The organism is Achromobacter insolitus (genome assembly GCF_002209555.1).
Lineage (GTDB): Bacteria > Pseudomonadota > Gammaproteobacteria > Burkholderiales > Burkholderiaceae_B > Achromobacter > Achromobacter insolitus.
Genome location: NZ_NJIF01000011.1, coordinates 111,113 through 130,502, shown reverse-complemented (window position 1 = coordinate 130,502; position 19,390 = coordinate 111,113). Strand labels below are relative to the sequence as shown.

Here is a 19,390-nt window from a genome sequence, read left to right as displayed (position 1 = left end):
AATACTTTTGTCGCTTATTACCTATGCCGAAGAGGCATGGCATGGAATTGAGGCAGTTGCGTTACTTCGTGGCCGTATGCTCGGCCGGCAGCGTGGCGGGCGCGGCAAAGGCCCTGCATATCGCCCAGCCCGCCCTATCGCGCCAGATGATGGCGCTGGAAGACGAATTCGGCGCGCAACTGCTGGTGCGGCTGCCGCGCGGCGTGGCGCTGACGCGGGCGGGCGAAGCGCTGCTTGCGCAAGCGAAGCTGATGCTGGCGGGCAGCGAATCCTTACGGGCGCAGGTCGCGCTGGCGGCCAACGGCAAGGCTGGCTCACTGAGGATCGGCGTCATGCCGGGCTATAGCTGGCTGCCCGGCCTGGGCCAGGCAATCGCGGCTCTGTCGCGTGCATCGCCCCACACCGACGTGCTGGTGGAATCCGGCCTGTCCGCCTGGCAATTGGATGCGATCAAACGCCACGAGCTCGACGCGGGCGTCGTCGCCTGGCGCTCTCCGCTGGATAGCGAAGTGGAAGGCATGAAGATCTATGAAGATCGGATGGTGCTGGCCATGCCCGCCGCAGCCGCGCGCGGCATGGGAAGGATCCGCTCGCTGGAAGACCTTGCCGGTCAGAAATTCATTCTGTTCCCGCGCGCCGGCTCGCCTTCGCATTACGACGCTCTTGTCCGCATCCTGAAGGATGCGGGCATTCCGCTCGCGCGTCCGGGCGCAGCGGCAACCGATCTTCCCACCATACTCGGCCTGGTGTCGGCTGGGCTGGGTTGTGCCATCATCCCCGACTCATTCAGGAAACACGGCCCGGCCGGCGTCGTGTTCAAGGAAATCGGCGGCATAGACCTGAGCTTCGATCTTGAACTGGTCTGGCGCGCCGACCAGCGCGATCCGCTGCTCGCCAGCTTCCTGCGCATGTTTCCGCCGCCCGGAAAAACGTATTGAAACCCGAAGCGGACGGATCCGCCCCCAAGGGATTTTCATATCGCGAAATCGCGCAAACTCCTTAAAATAGGCGGTCTCCAGAGGGAAAAATCAAAGGATAGAAATATGGGCTTTCTCGCCGGCAAGCGCATCCTGGTCACCGGGGTGCTTTCCAACCGATCCATCGCCTACGGCATCGCGCGCGCCTGTCACCAGCAAGGCGCCGAACTGGCGTTCACCTACGTGGGCGACCGCTTCAAGGACCGCGTAGGCGAATTCGCCGCCGAATTCGGCAGCAAGATCGTGCTGCCCTGCGATGTGGCCGAAGATAGCCAGATCGAAGGCGCCTTCACCGAACTCGGCAAACACTGGGACGGCCTGGACGGCCTGGTGCACTCGATTGGCTTTGCGCCGCGCGAAGCCATCGCCGGCAACTTCCTGGATGGCCTGTCGCGCGAAGGATTCCGCATCGCGCACGACATCTCTGCCTACAGCTTCGCCGCCATGGCCAAGGCCGCGCTGCCGCTGATGGAAGGCCGCAACGGCTCCGTGCTGACCCTGACCTACCTGGGCGCCGAGCGCGTGGTCCCGAACTACAACACCATGGGCCTGGCCAAGGCCTCGCTGGAAGCCAGCGTCCGCTATCTGGCCACCGCCCTGGGCCCGCGCGGCATCCGCGCCAACGGCATTTCCGCCGGCCCCATCAAAACCTTGGCCGCCAGCGGCATCAAGGACTTCTCGGCCATCCTGAAGTTCGTGGAAGCCCAGGCTCCGCTGCGCCGTAACGTCACCATCGAAGACGTCGGCAACGTCGCCGCCTTCATGCTCTCGGACCTGGCCGCCGGCGTGACGGGCGAAATCACCCACGTGGACGCCGGTTTCTCGACGATCGTCCCGGGCATGGAAGACTAAGCCCACAAGCGGCGGGGCCTCTGGCCCCGGCCGCCGCGGCCGGCCGGTTCAGGCCGGCTGCACCACCACCGTGGACACCTGCACGTCCACCGCCGTCATCAGCTTATGCACCGGGCATTTCTCGGCTACCGCCAGCAGTTCGTCGATCTGCGCGTCGGACAGCTCGCCATGCAGCGTCAGCTTGGCCGTCAGCCGGTAAATCCCCTTGCGCTCCTCGCTGGCATCGCGCACCACTTCCACGCCCACGGACTCCAGCGGCAAGCCCTTGCGCTGCGCGTAGACCATCAGGGTCATGGCTTTGCAGCCGCCCAGAGCCGTATCGAAATAGTCATGCGGGTCGGGGCCGGCGCCCTGCGGCTGGGGCATATCCAGCGGCAAATCGTGGCCTTCGGCCGTCGCGGTGAATTGCAGCGTATTGGGCGCATTCTGGCGCACGCGGATGCTCATGGATCCAATCTCCTGGTAACGGGTCCCGACGGACGGCCGCCGCGGCCGCCCCAGACCACGTTGTAGCACCTGCAAAGCGCGTCAAGGGCGTTACCGGTCAAAGCAACTGACGGAAAGCTGAACTTATGCCAGCGCCACCGGTCGGATATTCCTGTTCGCAATACCTGAGCACACTTTAAGGGGGCCGCATGAGCGCCAGACAACTACTCGACCAACTGCTGCAGTCCGGGCAAGGGCTGCTGTCGGATACCACCAACCGCGTGCAGAACGCCACGGGCGGCAAAGGTTCGTCCTTCCTGACCGGGCTGGGCGGCGGCGCGCTGGGCGCAGGCGCCCTCGGCCTGCTGCTGGGCAGCAAAAAAGCACGCAAGATCGGCGGCAAGGTCGCCATGTATGGCGGCATGGCGGCACTGGGCGCCCTCGCCTATCGCGCCTATGGCGACTGGCAGCGCAGCCAGGCCGGCGCGCCAACTGCCCCGCCGCAGACGCTGGACCGGCTGCCCGCGCCCCAGGCCGAGCAGCACAGCACGGCGGTGCTGACCGCCATGATCGGCGCGGCCAAGGCCGACGGCCACATCGGCCCCGAAGAACGCGCCTTGCTCGAAACCGAGCTGTCCAAGCTGTCGTCGGACGCGCAGGACCGCCGCTGGCTCGAAACCGAGTTGTCGCGCCCGCTTGATCCCGGCACGGTCGCGCAAGCGGCGCAGACGCCGGAAATGGCGGCCGAGATGTACCTGGCCAGCCTGCTGGTGGTGGATGAAGAAAGCTATATGGAACGCGCTTACCTGGATGAGCTGGCGCGCCAGCTCAAGCTCCAGCCGGGCTTGAAGGAACAGCTGGAACAGCACGCTCGGGCCGCCGCGGCCTGAACCCCGGACGGCCTGCGCCCGGCCTCAATCGGCGCGCAGTCCGATCGCTTCGGTCAAGGCGGTGTAGCGGTCGATATCGGCGTCGATCATCGCCTGGAATTCCCGCGGCGTGCTGCTGGTCGGCGTGAAGCCCTGTTCGCGCAACGCAGCCTGCACTTCGGGGCGCTGAACGATCCTGGCCACTGCGGCGTTCAGCTTTGCCAGTACCGCGGGCGGGGTACCAGCGGGCGCAAGCAGCCCGTGCCATTGGTCCAGCGCATAGCCGGGCACGCCCTGCTCGGCCACTGTCGGCACCGAAGGCAGCAACGGTGAACGCGCGGGCGACGTCACTGCCAGGGCACGCAGCTTGCCCGCCGCAATCAAGGGCGCGGCGCTGGATGCCGTGACCACCCCCATACCCACCTGACCCGCGGTTACGTCGGTCAGCGCGGGGCCGCAGCCCTTGTAGGGCACGTGTTGCAGCGGCGTTCCGGTAGCGCGAGCCAACATCTCGCCCGCCAGGTGTTGCGGTGTACCGTTGCCGCAAGATGCAAACGGCAGAGGCTGCTGGGGCGTGGCGGCAGCCAGCGCGTCGTCCAGATTGCGCAAGGGCGAGGCCGCCGGCACCACGTAAACCGAAGGCACGAAGGCCACGTTGATGACGGCCGCAAAGTCCTTCTTGGGCGCGAAGCCCAGATTGCCGTACACCCCCGGATTGATCGCGAACGAACTGTTGACCATCAGCAGCGTGTAGCCGTCCGCGGGCGCTTCGGCCACGGCACGAGCACCGATGTTGCCGCTGGCGCCGGGACGGTTTTCCACCACCACCGCCATGCCCAGCTGTTCCTGCAGACTGGCGCCGATGCGGCGCGCCAGCAGGTCGGTGCCGCCACCCGGCGGAAAAGTCACCACGATGGTAATGGGGTGGGAGGGATACGCGGCGTCCTTGGGCGCTTCGCCCGAAGGCGAATTGCCGCAGGCGGCCAAGGGCAGGACCAGAAGCGAGAAAACGGATCGAAGCAGGCGGTTCATGATGCGGTCTTGCAAGCGTCCCGCGCTGCACGCGTGCGCGGGAACAGGGGCGATGCCGGCCGAAGCCGGTCTACGGGCTCAGGCGTCCAGCCCGATATCGAGCACTTTGGCGCTATGCGTAATCCAGCCCACCGCGATCTGGTCCACGCCAGTCGCGGCCACTGCGGCGGCGGTCTCCGGGGTGATCCGGCCGGAGGCTTCGGTAATGGCGCGCCCACGCGCCATCGCAACGGCGCGGCGCAGATCGTCCAGGCTCATGTTGTCCAGCAACACCACATCCACGCCCAGGGACAGTGCCGTCTCCAGCTGCTCCAGCGTGTCCACTTCCAGTTCGATCTTGACCATGTGGCCGACGCCGGCGCGGGCGCGCTGGACCGCCGTGGCAACCCCGCCCGCCAGCGCGATGTGGTTGTCCTTGATCAGCACCGCGTCGTCCAGGCCATGCCGGTGATTGCTGCCGCCGCCCACGCGCACCGCGTACTTCTGCACGGCACGCAGGCCGGGCATGGTCTTGCGCGTGCAAGTGACGCGGGCGCCATAGCCAGCAATGGCGCGGGCGATGGAAGCGGTGGCGCTGGCCACGCCGCTCAAGTGGCACAGGAAGTTCAGCGCCACGCGCTCGGCGGTCAGCATGGCGCGGGCATTGCCGCTGATACGGGCGATTTCCATGCCCGGCTGCAGATCGCTGCCGTCGCGCCGAGCAACCTCGAACGTCATGCCCGGATCCATGGCGCGAAACGCCAGGCGCGCCAGGTCCAATCCGGCCAGAACGCCTTCCTGGCGCGCGACCAGGCGAGTCTGCGCCGTGGTGTCGGCGGGCACGATGGCATCGGTGGTCAAGTCCCCGGCCCGCCCCAGGTCTTCGAGCAAAGCCGCGCGCACCAGCGGCTCCAGCATGACGTCCGGCAAAGGAGGAACGGCCAGTCGGTCGACGGTCACAGGCGCTATGGCTTTAATGCTCATTTTGAGTATTTTTTGGTTAAAAAAAGGCGCGCACGAATTGCGCACCATTTATGCTAGAGACGAGCATAAGCCTTGTCAAGCGTTACATCGCCCTGGACAGCGGCAATTTGCTGCCAGCAATGGCACGCTCCAGCAAGACGTCCCGCCGGAAGCGGAACAACTTGGCCGGCCTGCCGGCCGTGCCCGTGGCCATTTCACCGGTTTCTTCCACCAGCGCCTGCTGCTCGATGAGACGGCGGAAATTCTGCTTGTGCAGGCCGCGTCCCGCCAACGCCTCCACGGCCAGCTGCAGCTGCAGCAAGGTGAATTGCGCAGGCATCAATTCAAACACGACAGGCCGGTACTTGATCTTGGCGCGCAACCGGGCGATGCCCGTGGCCAGGATGCGACGATGATCGTGACGCATGGGTTCACCCGGCACGACGGCGCCCCCGCCGCCCCTGCGCGCCGCTTCGGGGACCAGCCCCGCTTCGAACAGGAGTTCGTAGCGCTGCAGCACCATGTCTTCGTTCCACGGCGAGCCGTCCAGGCCGAAGGTGATGGCGGCGCGTTGGCGGCGGCGCGCCCGCACGGCCGTGTCGGCGTGGTCTTCGCACCAGGCGGCCAAGCGCGGCACGATCAGTTCTTCCACCAGCGCGGGCGTACCCATGCGCCGGTCTTCCCAGGGGAAATAGCGGTACCAGTCCTGCCAGCCGACTTGCGCCACGCCGGTCTCGCCCGCCTCGCGCGTGAGCCCCAGGTAGCTGACCGACATGACGCGCGCGCCCGATTCGTCGGAGCGGTCACCGTCGGCAAAAGTGTAGAGCTGCTCTACATAGCCCAGCGGATGATGCGTCTGCTCCTCCACCCAGGCCCGCAAGCCGGCCTGCAGCGAACGGTGCGACAGCTCAAAGGGTCCGGCCGGCAAGGCTCGCGCATCATCGGTCGTCAGCACCCTTGGTTCGCCGTTGGTAACGGCGACGAGCACGGCAACGAGTTCAGCATGGACGGAGCGTTCGACGGATTCAGTCAAGGTAGACGTAGGAAAAGTAAGAAACCGGGCAGCTTGCGGCAAACCGCGAGGCGCTCGAAATTATAAGGTTCGGGCTTCTGCAACAGCCCCTTGCAAACGTGACAGGCAATCCTGCTCCCAACGGGCCCCGCGGCCCTAAGATGGAAGTGGCAACCAGGCGCGTCGCCATCCCGGGACGCCCGCAAGCGGAGCAGACATCATGTTGAAAACCGCCCCCGATCCGCAGGCGGCCAAGGCCGCCGATACGGAAAAAACCGTCCCTGTCGACCCGCGCAAAGGCACTGAAGTCCTGCCGATGCCGGACGACAGCAAGGAGGTCGCCGGCATGCCGCGGCGCGGACGCGCCGTTGCGGAACCCGGCGAGCCCGGCATCATCACCCCGGAAGACGACGTACTGGACACGTCCTACGAAAATCGCAAGAACTGAGGCCCCCGGCCGACGCGATGGCGAGATGATACGCGAGCCCGGGCGCCGCGGCGCGGCGCTCAGGCGGCGCTGGGCAACGCCTCAAATGCGCGGGCGAGAATGTCCACGAAAGCCTCCGTCACTGACGAAGGCGCCGTCTGCGCGGGATAAGCCATGCTGACGCGCACCGGCAGACACGGCGTGAACGGCCGTATCGCCAGCCGGTCCGCAAACACGGCGGCGATGTAGGGATTGACCACTCCCAGACCGCTGCCGGCCGCAGCCAGCGCGCAGATGGTCGAAGAATATGTCGTCTCGATTTCCGAGGCGGGCTGGACTTGGTGTTCCTGCATGGCGCCGCGCAATTGCAGATAGACGTCATCGTCCGCGTTCAGTACCAGCAGGCGGCGCGCGTCCAGGTCCATGATGCCAACGGACGACTGCGCGGCCAGCGGATGATCGGGCCGCAGCACGCAAACGGCCGCACTCTCGTGCAAGCCCTGCATTTGCAGTTGCGCGCCGTCCATCGGCGCCGTGGTCACCACCACATCGTACGTGCCGTGCAGCAACCCTTCGCGCAAATACTGGCTGCCGACGGTCTGCATATTGATGTGCACGTCGGGGTAGCGCTGCGCAAAGGTCTCGATCGCGCCGGGCAGCACGCCCAGGCCCAGCGCCGGCGTGCAGGCCAGCCGCAGCACTCCGCTGCCGCTACGCCGCATTGCCGCGACCCGGTCCTCGATGCGCTCCAGCCCCACGAAATGCCGCTGCACGGTATCGAACAGGTCTTTGGCTTCGCGCGTGGGGCGCAGGCGGCCGCGCTCCATGTCGAACAGCTTCAGGCCGCTGGCCTGCTGCACCTGCGCCAGCAGGCGGCTCACCGACGGCTGGGTGGTGCGCAACATCTGCGCGGCGCCAGTGGTCGTGCCGGCCAGCATCACCGCATGAAAGGCTTCGATCTGGCGGAAATTCAGGGGTCGGCTCATGGCAAGGCAATGTATAGCAAACCTGCATAGCCTATGTTGAAAAAAGAATTTTTTCAAATACCTGCGGACTCCTACACTGGTTTTCCCAAGGGCGCCGCCAGATGCGCCCTGCGCGCTACCCAAACCTTCCAGGGGAAACCAAATGAACCTTCGCCGCTCCTGGCGCCAACTCTTTCAGACACTGTGCTTGAGCCTGACGGCAGCGTCGCTGCCGCTGGCCGCGCATGCGCAGGCCAACTACCCGGACCGTCCGGTGCGCATCATCGTGCCATTCACGGCGGGCGGCAGTTCCGACATCCAGGGCCGCCTGCTTGCGGAACACCTGGGCAAGCTCTACGGCCAATCCGTGGTCGTGGAAAACCGGCCTGGCGCCGGCGGCCACATCGGCGGCAAGTTCGTGGCCGACTCCGGTCCGGACGGCTACACGCTGCTACTCGGCTCGATCGGGCTGCACGCCACCTACGGGGTCTACAAGAACCTCAATTACCAGCCCGCCAAAGACCTGAAGCTCATCACCATCGTGGCCGAGATGCCGCACGTGGTGGTGGCGAATCCCGGACTCGAAGCCAACACGCTGGCCGAGCTCACCGCCCTGGCCCGCGCCAAGCCGGAAACCCTGCACTTCGGTTCGGCCGGCGTGGGATCGTCGGTGCACATGGTCGGCGAGCTCTACAAAATGGCTGCGCAAGCGCCCATCGTGCACATCCCGTACCGCGGCAGTTCCGCCGCCACCAACGACCTGCTGGGCGGCCAGATCCAGCTTCTCTTCGAGAACGTGCCGACAACCATCGGCTACATCCAGGCCAAGAAGCTCAAAGCACTGGCCATCACCGGCGCGACCCGCTCGCCCGCCTTGCCGGACGTGCCCACCGCCGCCGAAGCCGGCCTGCCCGGCCTGACCGTGACGTCATGGACCACGCTGGCTGCCGGCAAGGACGTGCCCGACGCGCTGATCGAAAAAATCAGCGCGGACCTGCGCCGCGTGTATGCCGACCCCGCCTTCCGCGAGGGCCTGGAACGCCTGGGCATGACGCCCGTGGGCAACAACCCCGGCGACGCGCGCGAATTCGTCGAGCGCGAACGCGCCCGCTGGAACAAGGTCATCGAGACCGAACACATTACCGCGGGTTGAACATCCGCCGGGGCGGCGCCCGCGGCGCCCTTCTTGCTTTCGGCCCCTCTTCTTTCCGCTTTACTTGACGCAACGCCATACATGAACCGCATGCTCGCCACGCCTATCGCCTGCCGCCGCCTGGGCGACACGCCGCAACACCACTTCTTCGGCTACTACAACAAGACGGTCTGGCACCGCGACGGCCGCTACCTGCTGGCCAACCGTACCCTCTTCAAGGATGCGCGGCTGACGCCTACGCTGAGCGCCGAGGTGGGCTACTTCGACCTGCATGACGGTGACCGCTACCATGCCGTGGGCAGCACCACCGCCTGGAACTGGCAGATGGGCTGCCAGCTGCAATGGCTGGACGGTGAAGCCGAACCACAGATGATCTACAACTGCCGCAGCAACGATGCCGACGGCGTCTATCCCGGCTTCCGATCCGCGGTATACAACGTCACCACCGGCCAGACGCGCTACCTGCCGCTGCCCATCTACGTGGCCGCGCCGAACAGCCGCTATGCGCTGTGCGTGGATTATCGACGCCTCTACATCACGCACGAGACCATCGGCTATAGCGAGCTTGCGCCCGGCGCGGTGGCGAACGCGCCGGCCGACGACGGCATCCGTCGCATGGACCTGGAAAGTGGCGCGCATCGGCTACTGGTCAGCTACGCCGACCTGCGCAACTTCCATCCGCGCGACTCGATGGAGCGCGCCATCCACTGGGTCAGCCATATCGAGATCAACCCCTCATCCAGTCGCATTCTGTTCCTGCACCGCTGGACCGAACGCGTGGAAGACGAAACCTGTTTCCTCCACCGCTTGATCACCATGAACGCGGACGGCAGCGACATGCGCCTGCTGGAATGCTCCGATCACCCGCTACCGCAGCTGGCTGACAACTTCGACCCCACCGCGGTCGGCACGTTCGACTACGAGAAATCCGAATACCAGATCTCGCATCCGCTCTGGCGCGATGACCATACGATCATCGTGTGGGGACCACATGCCGGCAGCATCCACTATCACCTCTATGAAGATGCGCCTACAGGCGCAGTCCAGGTCGTGGGCGCGGACGTACTGACGGAAAACGGCCACATGACCTTTTCGCCGGTGAATACGCGCTGGCTGCTGAGCGACACGTATCCGGATGCCGCGACGCATGAGCGCATCCTGTTTCTCTACGACATGGAGACCGGCCAGCAACACGCCTTGGGCAGCTTCTACGCTGATCCCAATCTGTCGAAGGAAAACCGCTGCGACCTGCATCCGCGCTGGAGCCGCGACGGCACGCAGGTCTGCATCGACTCCGTGCATGAAGGCGAACGGCAGATGTACGTGCTGGACGTGACACCCATCGTCGGACCGCGCGGCTGAGCGGACATTCCGGGGCCGCCGCCTCAGCCGCCGGGTGGGCAACCACCCCGCAGCAGACCGGTATAGCCTCGGCCAGGCGGCGGACTATACGCACCACAACAAGGACTTCACACTATCGTCACCCCGTTGTAACGACCGACCTTTAACCTCGCTTTCGTTTTGCTTACAGATAACTGAGCGACTCGTTCGCGACACTATGAGGTTGGAATGTCCCACTTGACTGATAAATTGCGCGCCCCTTATCGCGAAGCCCAAGGCGAAGTCACCGTCCCCGGGCAGATGTTCGACGAGATCGTCGCCGCGAACCCTCAGCGCCGCACTTTGCTGAAGAACAGCTTCGGCCTGTCAATGTTGTCCGTGTTCGGCGCATCGACCCTGCTGACCGCCTGTGGCGGCGATGACGATGACGACGACGATACCTCCGGCAACGAACCCGGCGAAGGCGGCGGTACCACGCCGCCGCCGCCCGGTCCGGATTACTCCGTCACGTTCACCCCGCTGGCCGACAAGATCGTCGCCGACACCGTCACCGTTCCCGCGGGCTATGTCGCCGAAGTCCTCTACTCCGCCGGCGACAAATGCATGATCGGCTCGGTCGGCTACACCGGCGTGCCGCAGTCCTATCCCGCCACGGAAAACCAGGCCGGAGGCCAGCACGACGGCATGCACTTCTATGCCTTGCCGGGCGTGGATCCCAACCAGGGCGGCCTGCTGGTGCTCAACCATGAAGCGCTGGACGACGAAACCTTGGACCAGAGCGTCGAGGGCGTGAAGACCCGCCTGTCCAACGTCGGCGTGTCCGTTATCGAAATCGCACGCGGCGCCAACGGCGCCTGGGCCGTGAAAACCGATTCCCGCTACAACAAGCGCTACACCGGCAACACGGTCTACAACGTCAGCGGCCCGGCCAAGTCCGTGGTCGGCGACACCGTCGTCGGCACCCTGAACAACTGCTCCAGCGGCGACACGCCCTGGGGCACCTACCTCACCTGCGAAGAAACGCTGAACAACTACCACTACAAGACCGGCGATGCCGGCAAGCCGGCCGACGAGGGGTACGGCTGGGTGGTGGAAATCGACCCGCAGAACCCCGACTCGACCGCCGTCAAGCGCACTGCGATGGGCCGCTTCAGCCATGAAAACACGGCCTTCATGCTGGACGAAAACAATCGCGTCGCCTTCTACATGGGCGACGACACCACGCCCGGCTGCATCTACAAGTTCGTACCCGCGAAGGCCTATGATCCGGCCAACCGTGCCGCCAACATGGGCCTGCTGGACGAAGGTACGCTGTACGCGGCGCGCTTCAACGACGACGGCAGCGGCAACTGGGTGGAACTGACGGTGGGCAAGAACAACCTGACCACCGGCGCCACCGACCCCGGCAACTTCACGCAGGTTGCCAGCGGCACCGTGATCACCGGCAAGCTCGTCGACTTCAACACGCAGGCCGACGTGCTCGTCAATACCCAGGCCGCGGCCCGCGTTGCCGGCGCCACGCTGATGGACCGCCCCGAGTGGATCACCGTGGGCGTGGACAAGACCGTGTATTGCACGCTGACCAACAACGGCAGCCGCAAGCGCACCAGCGCCGCCAACCCGCGCGTCAGCAACTCGCATGGCCACATCATCCGCTGGCACGAACGCGGCGACTCGCCGCTGGCCACGACCTTTGAATGGGACCTGCTCCTGCTGGCCGGCCGCGACCCCGCCGACGGCGCTGCCGCCAACTTGACCGGCAACGTCAACGGCGATACGTTCTCCAGCCCCGACGGCATCCGCGTCGATCCCAAGGGCCGCCTGTGGGTCCAGACCGATGCCGGCACCAGCGCGTCGACCACGGACTTCTTCGGCAACAACTCGATGTACTACATCGACCAGAAGACCGGCGAATCCAAGCGCTTCCTGGTCGGTCCCCTGGGCTGCGAAATCACCGGCATCGCCTACACGCCGGACCTGACCACGTTCTTCATCAACATCCAGCATCCGGACAAGACCTGGAACACCCTGCGCGCAGGCGGCGGCGACGCCCGTTCCGCCACGGTGGTGGTACGCCGCACGGACGGCAAGCCTGTAGGCGCGTAAGCGTTCCGCCCGCAAGACGCCGCCCGGCCGAAAGCGCCGGGCGGCGTCTTTTTTTGGCGCGCCAATGCAAAAACCCGCAAGGCCGGAGCGCTTGCGGGTTTTTTTGTGCACTGACATGCAGTGCGAATTCTTGGCGGACAGAGGGTCATCCGTACAAAGGGCAGCTTCCCCCGTATTTACTGAGTTTCCTCAGTACGGAATAAACCAAGTACCCGGAAAAATACCTCTTAGTCCATAGTCACTCATGTCATTTCCCTGTTCTGCAGGAGAAAAGCTGATCGCGCTGCGCCTCCACTTCGGCCGGCAGATTCATTCCCTCCACTTTGATATTCAAGTTAATGGCGAGCACATGAAAGAAGGCGTACCCCACGATGTCGAACAGTACCCATGATTTGCCGGTCTCATCTTTCACTGACTGGCCCAATTCCACCTTAAACGGGGCAGGGACCGGCGCGCCCGAGTGTTTGACCCAATATGCGACAAAATCGGCGACTTGGTCATTAAGAGTTGAGCCGCGAAGGTCGTGCGCCAAGGAGTTGCGAATGTTGTTGAGGCGAGCGGCCGCCTCCCATATCCAGTCATCAGGCTGGAGGTGCGGGCAGGTAGCCTTTGCCACCGCCAGCACCTGAACAAAGGTTAGACGGGCGCCCTTCAAAGCCTCTGCATGAGGCAAAGTACGAGCGAGGTATGTCCGCATGAGGTCTTCGACCCACAGATGTGTCCTCAACACCGCCAGCGTAGGATCGCCCGGCAGATGACCGAACGTCGCCAGTGTTTCATCCGACGTAAACGCCTTATCCCTGTTGTATTTCATTAACCCCTCTTGGATATCTGGAAGCGGAGCAGGGTCGCACCACCGCATCACGATACCGTAGCTTGGAAAAAATTCGGGAGGGGCTGGGAAAAGCCTAACCTTCCTAACCAGACCACGCCAATCGCCCGGAAAGCCTTTATCCATGCGGGTTTCCGAGCTTTGGCAAATCCTAACCTTTTTCTAACCAAAGCCTAACCCGGTTAGGTTTCTATACCCTAACCTTATAAAAAATAGATATCCATATAAATCAATGACTTACGGGGAGGTTAGGTTTTAGGTTAGGTCAGGTTAGGTTTTAAACCTAACCTGATTTCTCCATAATAATCAAACACTTACACTTCAATTTCAGGCCCGGTTAGGAAGGTTAGGTTTTTCCCAGCCCCTCCCCAAATCTGCGCAGAGATTGAGCAACTGTCACCAGCACGCCGCGACATCCCGTAAAAAATGCGTCAGTGGCGCGTCGTTTTGCGTCACCTGTCAGCGGCCTTTTCCTCCTCGCCGCCCCTATGAGAAGTGGGGTGCGTCGGTCCCCAAAAGGTGAGTCACTTTCCATACATTTAGCGCGCGGGCGTGGAGGGGGGATGACCGCGCGCCAGGAGGTCTACATCGCATCGAATGCTGTATATTTGTACAGTGTTTTGAGGTGTGATCATGGATTTCATCGGCCGGCCGCCGCCCGCGCCCCTTTCTGCGGCCAAGATACGGGCGCTGTACGCTCAGAACCCCAGTGAAGGGGGGCGGGCATTCGCCTGGGAGATATGGCGCCTACAGCGCCTCCTAGTGGCTTTGGACGCGGGGTTACGGGACGCCAGCCGGCTGCGTCACCGGCAAGACATCCTCGACCGGGTGAACGAGTTGCGGGAATACATGCAGGGCGAGCCCTGCCTTAATGAACCCCTGGCCGTGCAACCAGGCCATCGGCGCGGCGGTCAGAAGGACGGGCCAACCCGTTGACCTCGGGGCAACTTCAGGCAGAATGCAGCGAGAGGCACTTGCCAATTAGACCCAATGGGTCTATAATTCTTTCCATGGGTAGCGCACAGGGCGCAGCCCGACAACCTGGAAAGAGACCACCACAATGACCACCGCAAAGGCCGTCGATATGCAAGCAGCTGAACTGGAAAAGATCCACGCGGAGATTGCCAAGCTGATGGCTGAATCGACCAAGATCAACGCCGAGGCCCGCAAGCTCAACCGAGAAACACTCTGGTATCCGGTGGCAGTCTCTGCCGCCATGATCGGCGCGGTAGTGACGATCACCAAGCTGTTTCTCTAACGACAAAGCCCCGCAGATGCGGGGCTTTCTTCTACCGATGAAAACGATTCTGAACTATACGCCGCCCAGCACCGATGACCTCGCACGCCTAAAGGACGAACTCGGCAACACAGGCAACCGCATGGCCGATCTATTCGCGCTGGGAGGCTCGCATCAGTGGCGCAAGTACACGGGCGGGCAAACCCCCCGCGCCATGAGCGCGCAGATGCTTTTCTATGCCTGCGCCATGCTGGAGCTAGACCAATCCGACATAGACCGCGTGCTAGCCCGTATGCGGGCCGTGGGCGCATCTTTCGACTACGACGACCCGCATGCCCAGGACTAAGCCAAAAGCCCTACTGCGCGCCGCTATCCTCGCCAGTATCGACGCGGTACGGCTTGAACTTCACAAACGCCCCGCCCAGCCATGCGTTTAGGCCGGAGAAAACCCCTTGAAGCGGGTCAATCTCATTGCGTGCAAACACTTGCGCGGCCGGCAGCACGGCACCAAACCCCCCAGTAGCGCTGGGCACGATGCCCATCAGCTGCGGCGGCACGCGGTGCGCCGCTAGCACGTCGTCACGCGATACGTTCTTGATGTTAAAGAAGTCATCACGCGCGGCCACTTCGCTAATTGGGATGATTTGCACTCCGTCCTTTTTGCCGTTGGGCGCATGCAAGAACAAATTACGGAAATTGCCCGGTCCTTTCGCATCCCGCATTGCCTGGCGCAACGCCGTCACGTCCTTATCGCTTACCGTCGGGTCGGACAGGTACATGACGAAACCCGCGTGACTGCCGTTGTTGTAATAACGACGGCGAAAGAGCGTGGCGGACTCGTTCAACCAGGCGGATTGGAGCGATCCCAGGTATTCCGGCAACCCGTACACCTCTTGATTGATGTCGGGCGTTTTGAGGTGAAACACCGACCCCGCACGAAACTCGTGATCTTCCCCCGACCCTGGCGCAAAAAAGAACTGGCCCGGATCACGACCGCAACGGGTGTACTTGGCCGGAGAGTTGCGCAGGCCGATCACGCGGCCCGTGACGCTGTGCCGTCGCTCGATGAAGCAATTTCCAAACGTCAGAAAGTTGATAGCGGCCTCCCTTATCAGCTCGCGCGTGACCAGCTCATTAGGCAGCAGCGTTGACGCCAACACGTTGGCCTTGAAGAAAATGGCTGAACTATGGTGCGTGCTGGCGCGAAACGACTTTGCCAGGCCTTCAAAGCTCATGGGCGGTTCATACCAGCGTCCGTTATGCCAACACTCCAAATAATCGAGAATGCCGCTACGGTCCATGACGGGAACGGCATCGCCAAAGGTGAACGACTCCACCCCTTGCACGGGCTGATCCAATGCCGAGGCTGAAAACTCGCGGCCGCGGCTGTCTACAAGTTGCGTCATTCGTATATCTCCAAGATGCTGCGCGAAGCTGCGGCAGCACCCTCCAAAGGTTCAAAGTCAAAGGCGTGCATACTGGCCCAGGCCAAATCCGCATGCCCAGTTTCTTCCGAGCGGCCGGCGTCAAAAGTGAACTGCCGTCCGCTCGCTGTCATCGTCTTGCGGATAGCCATAAAGGCGCGCGCCAGGTCAGTCGCGCCCGCGTCCCATTCCAGGCGTCCATTGCGCATCAGGTCCAGCGCCTTCAACACCAAACGGGTTTTCACCTCCGGCGAATAGTTGATCTGCCGCACGGCCGGGAAAAATTGCTTGACCAGCTGATAAACGCCCTGCCCCAAACCAGTTGAGTCAATCGCGATATCCACCACGTTGTAATGCTGCAAGATGGCTTTAATGCTTTCCGCCTGCTTCGCGAAGTCCATACCGCGCCATTGATACCGCTCCAGAATGCGAAACTTCCCGCCGGGCTTCCGTGGGAGTGCCACCACCACGCAGCCGGCCGAGTCGCCCGAAAGCGAAGGGTCATAGCCGATTGCTACCGGATGATGCGCGTAGCGCCGTATTCCGAAATACTGCACATCGGTCCAATCAACCATCGCATCGACCATGCAGGCCTGGAGCATGGACAGCGGGAAAATCGACTGCGTGTCGTCGATGAACTTGCACATGAGCAAGTTTTCGAACTCATCCGGGCTGTACTCGAATTGCCGCAGCTCGTCGATGTCGAACAGATTGCAGCCGCCCGCAACAGCGTCTTCAATGTTGACGATATGGCGCCAGAGACGATCCTTACACAACAGGCCGCCTGCAAGCGCAGCGTGCGACGTGTCTATGGAAACCTGATCCTTCTTTGCCCTGCGCCGATTGAATGCCTCTCCGGTCCAAAGCGGGTAGGCCTCATGCGCCATAGAAGACGGCGTAGAAAAATAGGTTTTCCGCCATTTGGCGTGTAGCGCCATGCCGCTGGCAACCTTGTTGATTTCCGCGAAGCGCGGAACCCAAAACACCTCATCAAAGTAGAAATTCCCGTGATAGCCCTGCGCGGTTCGCGCATTGGTCCCGAGAAAGTAGAGGTGCGCACCATTGGGCAAGACGATGGGATCGCCTTTCAATTCAACATCTGCCGCCTCGCGTGCGAACTGCACGATGTATTGCTTGAACACATGCGCCTGGGCCTTCGATGCAGACAGAAAAATCTGATTCCTGCCCGTCGTGATCGCATCAATGAAAGCCTCACGGGCGAAGTACCACGTAGCCCCGATCTGACGGGACTTCAAGACAAACCGCGAGCGCTTGTCTCCATTGCGATACCAGACCTTCTGGAAGTCGAACAGCGATTCAGTAAAGGCCGCCAGCAGCTTGGCGGCTTGCTCTTCGCTGATCGCGTTCTTTTCGGGCCTGCGTTTCGGCTCCGCGTTTCGGCGCTCCAGATTGGGATTTAGGTCGGCTTCCGTTCCTCCGTCACCGTACTTGCGCACGCGTGCCGTGCGCTCAAACTGGCGCATCAGCAAGTCAAGCTCTTTGAAGTCCCGCCCGTCCTTTTCGGACTTCGCAATGAGCGTGGATATCCGCACCTGTAGCGCATCCTCTACGCGCTGAAGCGGTGACGCGGCTTCCCAGTTGTCGCGCGTCTTCCAGCTCTGCAACGTGGTGCGCTTCTCGCCTAGATGCCGGGCAATAGACGACACGCGCCAGCCCTGCCAATAGAGCGTTCGCGCAAGCAATCGAGGGTCCAAGTTTTCGGGCGTAGCGATCATGGCCGCCAGCGTGCCGCACATTTCCGCGCGCGCGCGAAACGCGCCGTTGTCCCTGCGACGGCGACAAGGAAAGCAGATTGAGCCAGCGAAGCCAGCGGCCCACTATGTCGGCACGACAGCCCACACGAACGCACCGACACATCAACCGGAAACGACTATGAAGCTCAAATGGTTCACCGTGGCCACCGAAGGCCAGACCACCGACAAGCGCGCAATCTCGCGCGTCTGGATCACCCAAATGGCCGCCAACTACGACCCGAAGAAATTCGGCGCTCGCATCTGGGTGGAGCACATCCGCAGCCTGCTGCCCGATAGCCCTTTCCGCGCCTATGGCGATGTGATCGCATTGCGCACGGTGGAAAACGACGAAGGCAAGCTGCAACTCCAGGCCCAGCTTGACCCCACGCCCAGCCTGGTCAAGATGTCGAAGGAGCGTCAGAAAATCTATAGCTCTATCGAAGTAGACGAGGATTTCGCCGGCAGCGGTCAGGCGTACTTGACGGGTTTGGCCGTCACCGACAACCCGGCCAGCCTGGGAACCGAGGTGCTGACGTTCTCCGCCACGAACCCCGGCGCGCCGAACCCCTTTGCATACCGCAAGCACCGCGCGGAAAACGCGTTCTCCAGCCTCGTCGAAACGCCGCTGGACTTCACCGACGAGCCGCCGACTACCGAAGAGACCGGCAATTTGCTGGCCCGCGTCAAGGATGCCTTTTCGCGCCTGTCCGGCAAGAGCGATAGCCAGGCCGCCCGCCTGGAAGACGTCAGCCAAGCTCTGGAGGCGTTCGCCAACGGCTATACGAAAGAGCAGAGCGAAATGCGGCGCATGCTCAAAGAGCTTTCCGCGAGCATCGACCAATTCACCAAACAGCATGTCACCCGCGAGGACTTCGACAAGCTCGCCAACAAGCTGGACTTTACCGACGCCGACAAATCCCAGCGTCCGCCCGCGACCGGTGCCACGGGCGCGGCTCAGCTGGACTGCTGATTCACATTCAAAATTCGTAGGAGATTCGCGTGCATAACGACACCCGCAAGGCATTCAACAAGTATTGCGCCGCTCTGGCCCAGCTTTATGGCGTCGAAAACGTCACCACGTCCTTTTCCGCCACTCCGGTGCAGGAACAAAAGCTGATCCAGAAAGTTCAGGAAAGCTCGGACTTCTTGAAGCTGATCAACATGATTCCGGTCACGAACCAGGCTGGCGAAAAGGTCGGTATCGGCGTCGCCGCACCTCATGCCGGCCGCACCGACACCACGCAGCGCGAGCGCAAAACTTCTGACCTCTCTGTGCTGGACCCGCAGGGCTACTTCTGCGTCAAGACGGACTACGACACCCATTTGCGATATGCAATGCTGGATGCCTGGCGGCATCATCCTGATTTCGCCGTGAAGGTGCAGAACGCACAACTGCGTAGCGAAGCCCTCGCCCGAATAATGGTCGGCTTCAATGGCGTTCGAGCCGCAGCGGAAACGAACCGTGATCAGAACCCGCTTTTGCAGGATGTGAACAAGGGCTGGCTCCAACACGTCCGCGAGCGCGCCTCGGAACGCGTCCTGAATGCTGGCAAGGGCGGCACTGGTAAGGTGAAGATCGGCAAGGGCGGCGATTACGCCAATCTCGATGCTGCCGTCTTCGACCTCAAAATGTTGCTGGAGCCGTGGTATCAGGAAGATACCCAGCTCGTCGCCATCGTGAGCGGCGACCTGCTGCACGACAAATACATGCCGATCATCAACGGCCAATCTGCCGCCACGGAAAAGCTCGCGGCCGACATCATCATTTCCCAGAAGCGCCTGGGCGGCCAGCAAGCGTACAAAGCACCGTACATGCCTGGCCTCACGGTCATGCTGACGCGCCTGGACAACCTGTCTATCTACAGCCAGGAAGGTTCGCGCCGTCGCCACATCAAGGACAAACCGGAACGCGACCGCGTGGAAACGTACAGCTCCAGCAATGATGCCTACGTGGTCGAAGACCTGGGTTGCGTGGCGATCCTCGAAAACATCGAGATCATCCCGGCTGAAGAGACCACGCCTGAAACCACGGGTGAATGAC

19 protein-coding genes are annotated in these 19,390 nt (G+C 62.7%); 11 read left to right on the top strand and 8 right to left on the bottom strand.

Annotation, left to right across the window (positions count from 1 at the left end; genetic code table 11):
* Positions 1 to 41: 41 nt before the first annotated feature.
* The gene (locus CEY08_RS25830; protein WP_076816328.1) at positions 42 to 938 is read left to right on the top strand and encodes a LysR family transcriptional regulator; all 897 of its coding nucleotides are present in this window, start codon (positions 42 to 44) and stop codon (positions 936 to 938) included.
* 105 nt (positions 939 to 1,043) lie between these two features.
* Positions 1,044 to 1,829 carry an enoyl-ACP reductase FabI gene (gene fabI / locus CEY08_RS25825; protein ID WP_042796355.1) on the top strand — a complete coding sequence of 262 codons (786 nt, stop codon included), beginning with the start codon at positions 1,044 to 1,046 and terminating at the stop codon, positions 1,827 to 1,829.
* Between the two features lie 48 nt (positions 1,830 to 1,877).
* On the opposite strand, the gene CEY08_RS25820 is transcribed toward fabI, so the two are convergent.
* On the bottom strand, positions 1,878 to 2,276 hold the full coding sequence (locus tag CEY08_RS25820) for an OsmC family protein (RefSeq protein ID WP_042796354.1): 399 nt from the start codon (positions 2,274 to 2,276) through the stop codon (positions 1,878 to 1,880).
* A 188-nt stretch (positions 2,277 to 2,464) separates the two neighbouring features.
* On the opposite strand from CEY08_RS25820, the gene CEY08_RS25815 reads away from it, so the two are divergent.
* Positions 2,465 to 3,145, top strand: a complete 681-nt coding sequence (locus tag CEY08_RS25815; RefSeq protein WP_063639749.1) for a tellurite resistance TerB family protein — start codon at positions 2,465 to 2,467, stop codon at positions 3,143 to 3,145.
* A gap of 24 nt (positions 3,146 to 3,169) precedes the next feature.
* Here the strand turns inward: CEY08_RS25815 and CEY08_RS25810 are convergent, their stop codons facing one another.
* The 3 genes from CEY08_RS25810 to CEY08_RS25800 form a co-directional block, all read right to left on the bottom strand.
* Positions 3,170 to 4,156, bottom strand: a complete 987-nt coding sequence (locus CEY08_RS25810) for a tripartite tricarboxylate transporter substrate binding protein (RefSeq protein ID WP_076818011.1) — start codon at positions 4,154 to 4,156, stop codon at positions 3,170 to 3,172.
* Positions 4,157 to 4,234: 78 nt separating this feature from the next.
* On the bottom strand, positions 4,235 to 5,119 hold the full coding sequence (nadC, locus tag CEY08_RS25805; RefSeq protein ID WP_042797542.1) for a carboxylating nicotinate-nucleotide diphosphorylase: 885 nt from the start codon (positions 5,117 to 5,119) through the stop codon (positions 4,235 to 4,237).
* Positions 5,120 to 5,201: 82 nt separating this feature from the next.
* Entirely contained in the window at positions 5,202 to 6,131 is a 930-nt protein-coding gene (locus CEY08_RS25800; protein WP_042796352.1) for an NUDIX hydrolase, read from the bottom strand.
* Between the two features lie 199 nt (positions 6,132 to 6,330).
* On the opposite strand from CEY08_RS25800, the gene CEY08_RS25795 reads away from it, so the two are divergent.
* Positions 6,331 to 6,558: a hypothetical protein gene (locus CEY08_RS25795; RefSeq protein ID WP_042796351.1), complete on the top strand. Its 228-nt coding sequence runs from the start codon at positions 6,331 to 6,333 to the stop codon at positions 6,556 to 6,558.
* A gap of 59 nt (positions 6,559 to 6,617) precedes the next feature.
* On the opposite strand, the gene CEY08_RS25790 is transcribed toward CEY08_RS25795, so the two are convergent.
* A complete protein-coding gene (locus tag CEY08_RS25790; protein WP_076816330.1) occupies positions 6,618 to 7,523 on the bottom strand; it encodes a LysR substrate-binding domain-containing protein in 906 nt (301 codons plus the stop codon).
* A gap of 142 nt (positions 7,524 to 7,665) precedes the next feature.
* Here CEY08_RS25790 and CEY08_RS25785 point away from each other — a divergent pair, with 142 nt between their 5' ends.
* The 3 genes from CEY08_RS25785 to CEY08_RS25775 all read left to right on the top strand — a co-directional run bounded on the left by CEY08_RS25785 (position 7,666) and on the right by CEY08_RS25775 (position 12,102).
* Positions 7,666 to 8,655, top strand: a complete 990-nt coding sequence (locus CEY08_RS25785; protein ID WP_076816333.1) for a Bug family tripartite tricarboxylate transporter substrate binding protein — start codon at positions 7,666 to 7,668, stop codon at positions 8,653 to 8,655.
* A gap of 81 nt (positions 8,656 to 8,736) precedes the next feature.
* A complete protein-coding gene (locus CEY08_RS25780) occupies positions 8,737 to 10,017 on the top strand; it encodes a TolB-like translocation protein (protein ID WP_076816336.1) in 1,281 nt (426 codons plus the stop codon).
* Positions 10,018 to 10,224: 207 nt separating this feature from the next.
* Positions 10,225 to 12,102: a PhoX family protein gene (locus CEY08_RS25775; protein WP_063962518.1), complete on the top strand. Its 1,878-nt coding sequence runs from the start codon at positions 10,225 to 10,227 to the stop codon at positions 12,100 to 12,102.
* A gap of 247 nt (positions 12,103 to 12,349) precedes the next feature.
* Here CEY08_RS25775 and CEY08_RS25770 read toward each other — a convergent pair whose 3' ends face one another.
* Positions 12,350 to 13,060: a hypothetical protein gene (locus CEY08_RS25770; RefSeq protein ID WP_076816338.1), complete on the bottom strand. Its 711-nt coding sequence runs from the start codon at positions 13,058 to 13,060 to the stop codon at positions 12,350 to 12,352.
* Between the two features lie 934 nt (positions 13,061 to 13,994).
* On the opposite strand from CEY08_RS25770, the gene CEY08_RS25760 reads away from it, so the two are divergent.
* Together CEY08_RS25760 and CEY08_RS25755 are read left to right on the top strand one after the other, a co-directional pair.
* Complete coding sequence (locus CEY08_RS25760) at positions 13,995 to 14,192, top strand: hypothetical protein (RefSeq protein ID WP_063960304.1); 198 nt, start codon at positions 13,995 to 13,997, stop codon at positions 14,190 to 14,192.
* A gap of 37 nt (positions 14,193 to 14,229) precedes the next feature.
* Positions 14,230 to 14,517, top strand: a complete 288-nt coding sequence (locus tag CEY08_RS25755) for a transcriptional regulator (protein WP_076816341.1) — start codon at positions 14,230 to 14,232, stop codon at positions 14,515 to 14,517.
* Between the two features lie 10 nt (positions 14,518 to 14,527).
* Here the strand turns inward: CEY08_RS25755 and CEY08_RS25750 are convergent, their stop codons facing one another.
* Both CEY08_RS25750 and CEY08_RS25745 read right to left on the bottom strand, forming a co-directional pair.
* The gene (locus tag CEY08_RS25750; RefSeq protein ID WP_076816343.1) at positions 14,528 to 15,577 is read right to left on the bottom strand and encodes a phage portal protein; all 1,050 of its coding nucleotides are present in this window, start codon (positions 15,575 to 15,577) and stop codon (positions 14,528 to 14,530) included.
* A complete protein-coding gene (locus CEY08_RS25745; RefSeq protein ID WP_076818014.1) occupies positions 15,574 to 17,331 on the bottom strand; it encodes a terminase large subunit domain-containing protein in 1,758 nt (585 codons plus the stop codon). The genes CEY08_RS25750 and CEY08_RS25745 overlap by 4 nt, the downstream gene beginning before the upstream one ends.
* Positions 17,332 to 17,488: 157 nt before the next feature.
* Between CEY08_RS25745 and CEY08_RS25740 the strand changes: the two genes are divergently transcribed.
* A complete protein-coding gene (locus tag CEY08_RS25740; protein WP_076816345.1) occupies positions 17,489 to 18,319 on the top strand; it encodes a GPO family capsid scaffolding protein in 831 nt (276 codons plus the stop codon).
* 29 nt (positions 18,320 to 18,348) lie between these two features.
* Complete coding sequence (locus CEY08_RS25735; protein WP_063960308.1) at positions 18,349 to 19,389, top strand: phage major capsid protein, P2 family; 1,041 nt, start codon at positions 18,349 to 18,351, stop codon at positions 19,387 to 19,389.
* The last annotated feature ends 1 nt before the right edge of the window (position 19,390 follow it).

Bases quoted from the DNA above. Each gene is read 5' to 3' on its own strand.
- CEY08_RS25780 (WP_076816336.1), top strand. From the start codon at position 8,737: ATGAACCGCATGCTCGCCACGCCTATCGCCTGCCGCCGCCTGGGCGAC.
- CEY08_RS25740 (WP_076816345.1), top strand. From the start codon at position 17,489: ATGAAGCTCAAATGGTTCACCGTGGCCACCGAAGGCCAGACCACCGAC.
- CEY08_RS25755 (WP_076816341.1), top strand. From the start codon at position 14,230: ATGAAAACGATTCTGAACTATACGCCGCCCAGCACCGATGACCTCGCA.
- CEY08_RS25830 (WP_076816328.1), top strand. From the start codon at position 42: ATGGAATTGAGGCAGTTGCGTTACTTCGTGGCCGTATGCTCGGCCGGC.
- CEY08_RS25795 (WP_042796351.1), top strand. From the start codon at position 6,331: ATGTTGAAAACCGCCCCCGATCCGCAGGCGGCCAAGGCCGCCGATACG.
- CEY08_RS25790 (WP_076816330.1), bottom strand. From the start codon at position 7,523: ATGAGCCGACCCCTGAATTTCCGCCAGATCGAAGCCTTTCATGCGGTG.
- CEY08_RS25815 (WP_063639749.1), top strand. From the start codon at position 2,465: ATGAGCGCCAGACAACTACTCGACCAACTGCTGCAGTCCGGGCAAGGG.
- nadC (WP_042797542.1), bottom strand. From the start codon at position 5,119: ATGAGCATTAAAGCCATAGCGCCTGTGACCGTCGACCGACTGGCCGTT.
- CEY08_RS25770 (WP_076816338.1), bottom strand. From the start codon at position 13,060: ATGGATAAAGGCTTTCCGGGCGATTGGCGTGGTCTGGTTAGGAAGGTT.
- CEY08_RS25760 (WP_063960304.1), top strand. From the start codon at position 13,995: ATGACCACCGCAAAGGCCGTCGATATGCAAGCAGCTGAACTGGAAAAG.
- CEY08_RS25820 (WP_042796354.1), bottom strand. From the start codon at position 2,276: ATGAGCATCCGCGTGCGCCAGAATGCGCCCAATACGCTGCAATTCACC.
- CEY08_RS25745 (WP_076818014.1), bottom strand. From the start codon at position 17,331: ATGATCGCTACGCCCGAAAACTTGGACCCTCGATTGCTTGCGCGAACG.
- CEY08_RS25810 (WP_076818011.1), bottom strand. From the start codon at position 4,156: ATGAACCGCCTGCTTCGATCCGTTTTCTCGCTTCTGGTCCTGCCCTTG.
- CEY08_RS25775 (WP_063962518.1), top strand. From the start codon at position 10,225: ATGTCCCACTTGACTGATAAATTGCGCGCCCCTTATCGCGAAGCCCAA.
- CEY08_RS25750 (WP_076816343.1), bottom strand. From the start codon at position 15,577: ATGACGCAACTTGTAGACAGCCGCGGCCGCGAGTTTTCAGCCTCGGCA.
- CEY08_RS25785 (WP_076816333.1), top strand. From the start codon at position 7,666: ATGAACCTTCGCCGCTCCTGGCGCCAACTCTTTCAGACACTGTGCTTG.
- fabI (WP_042796355.1), top strand. From the start codon at position 1,044: ATGGGCTTTCTCGCCGGCAAGCGCATCCTGGTCACCGGGGTGCTTTCC.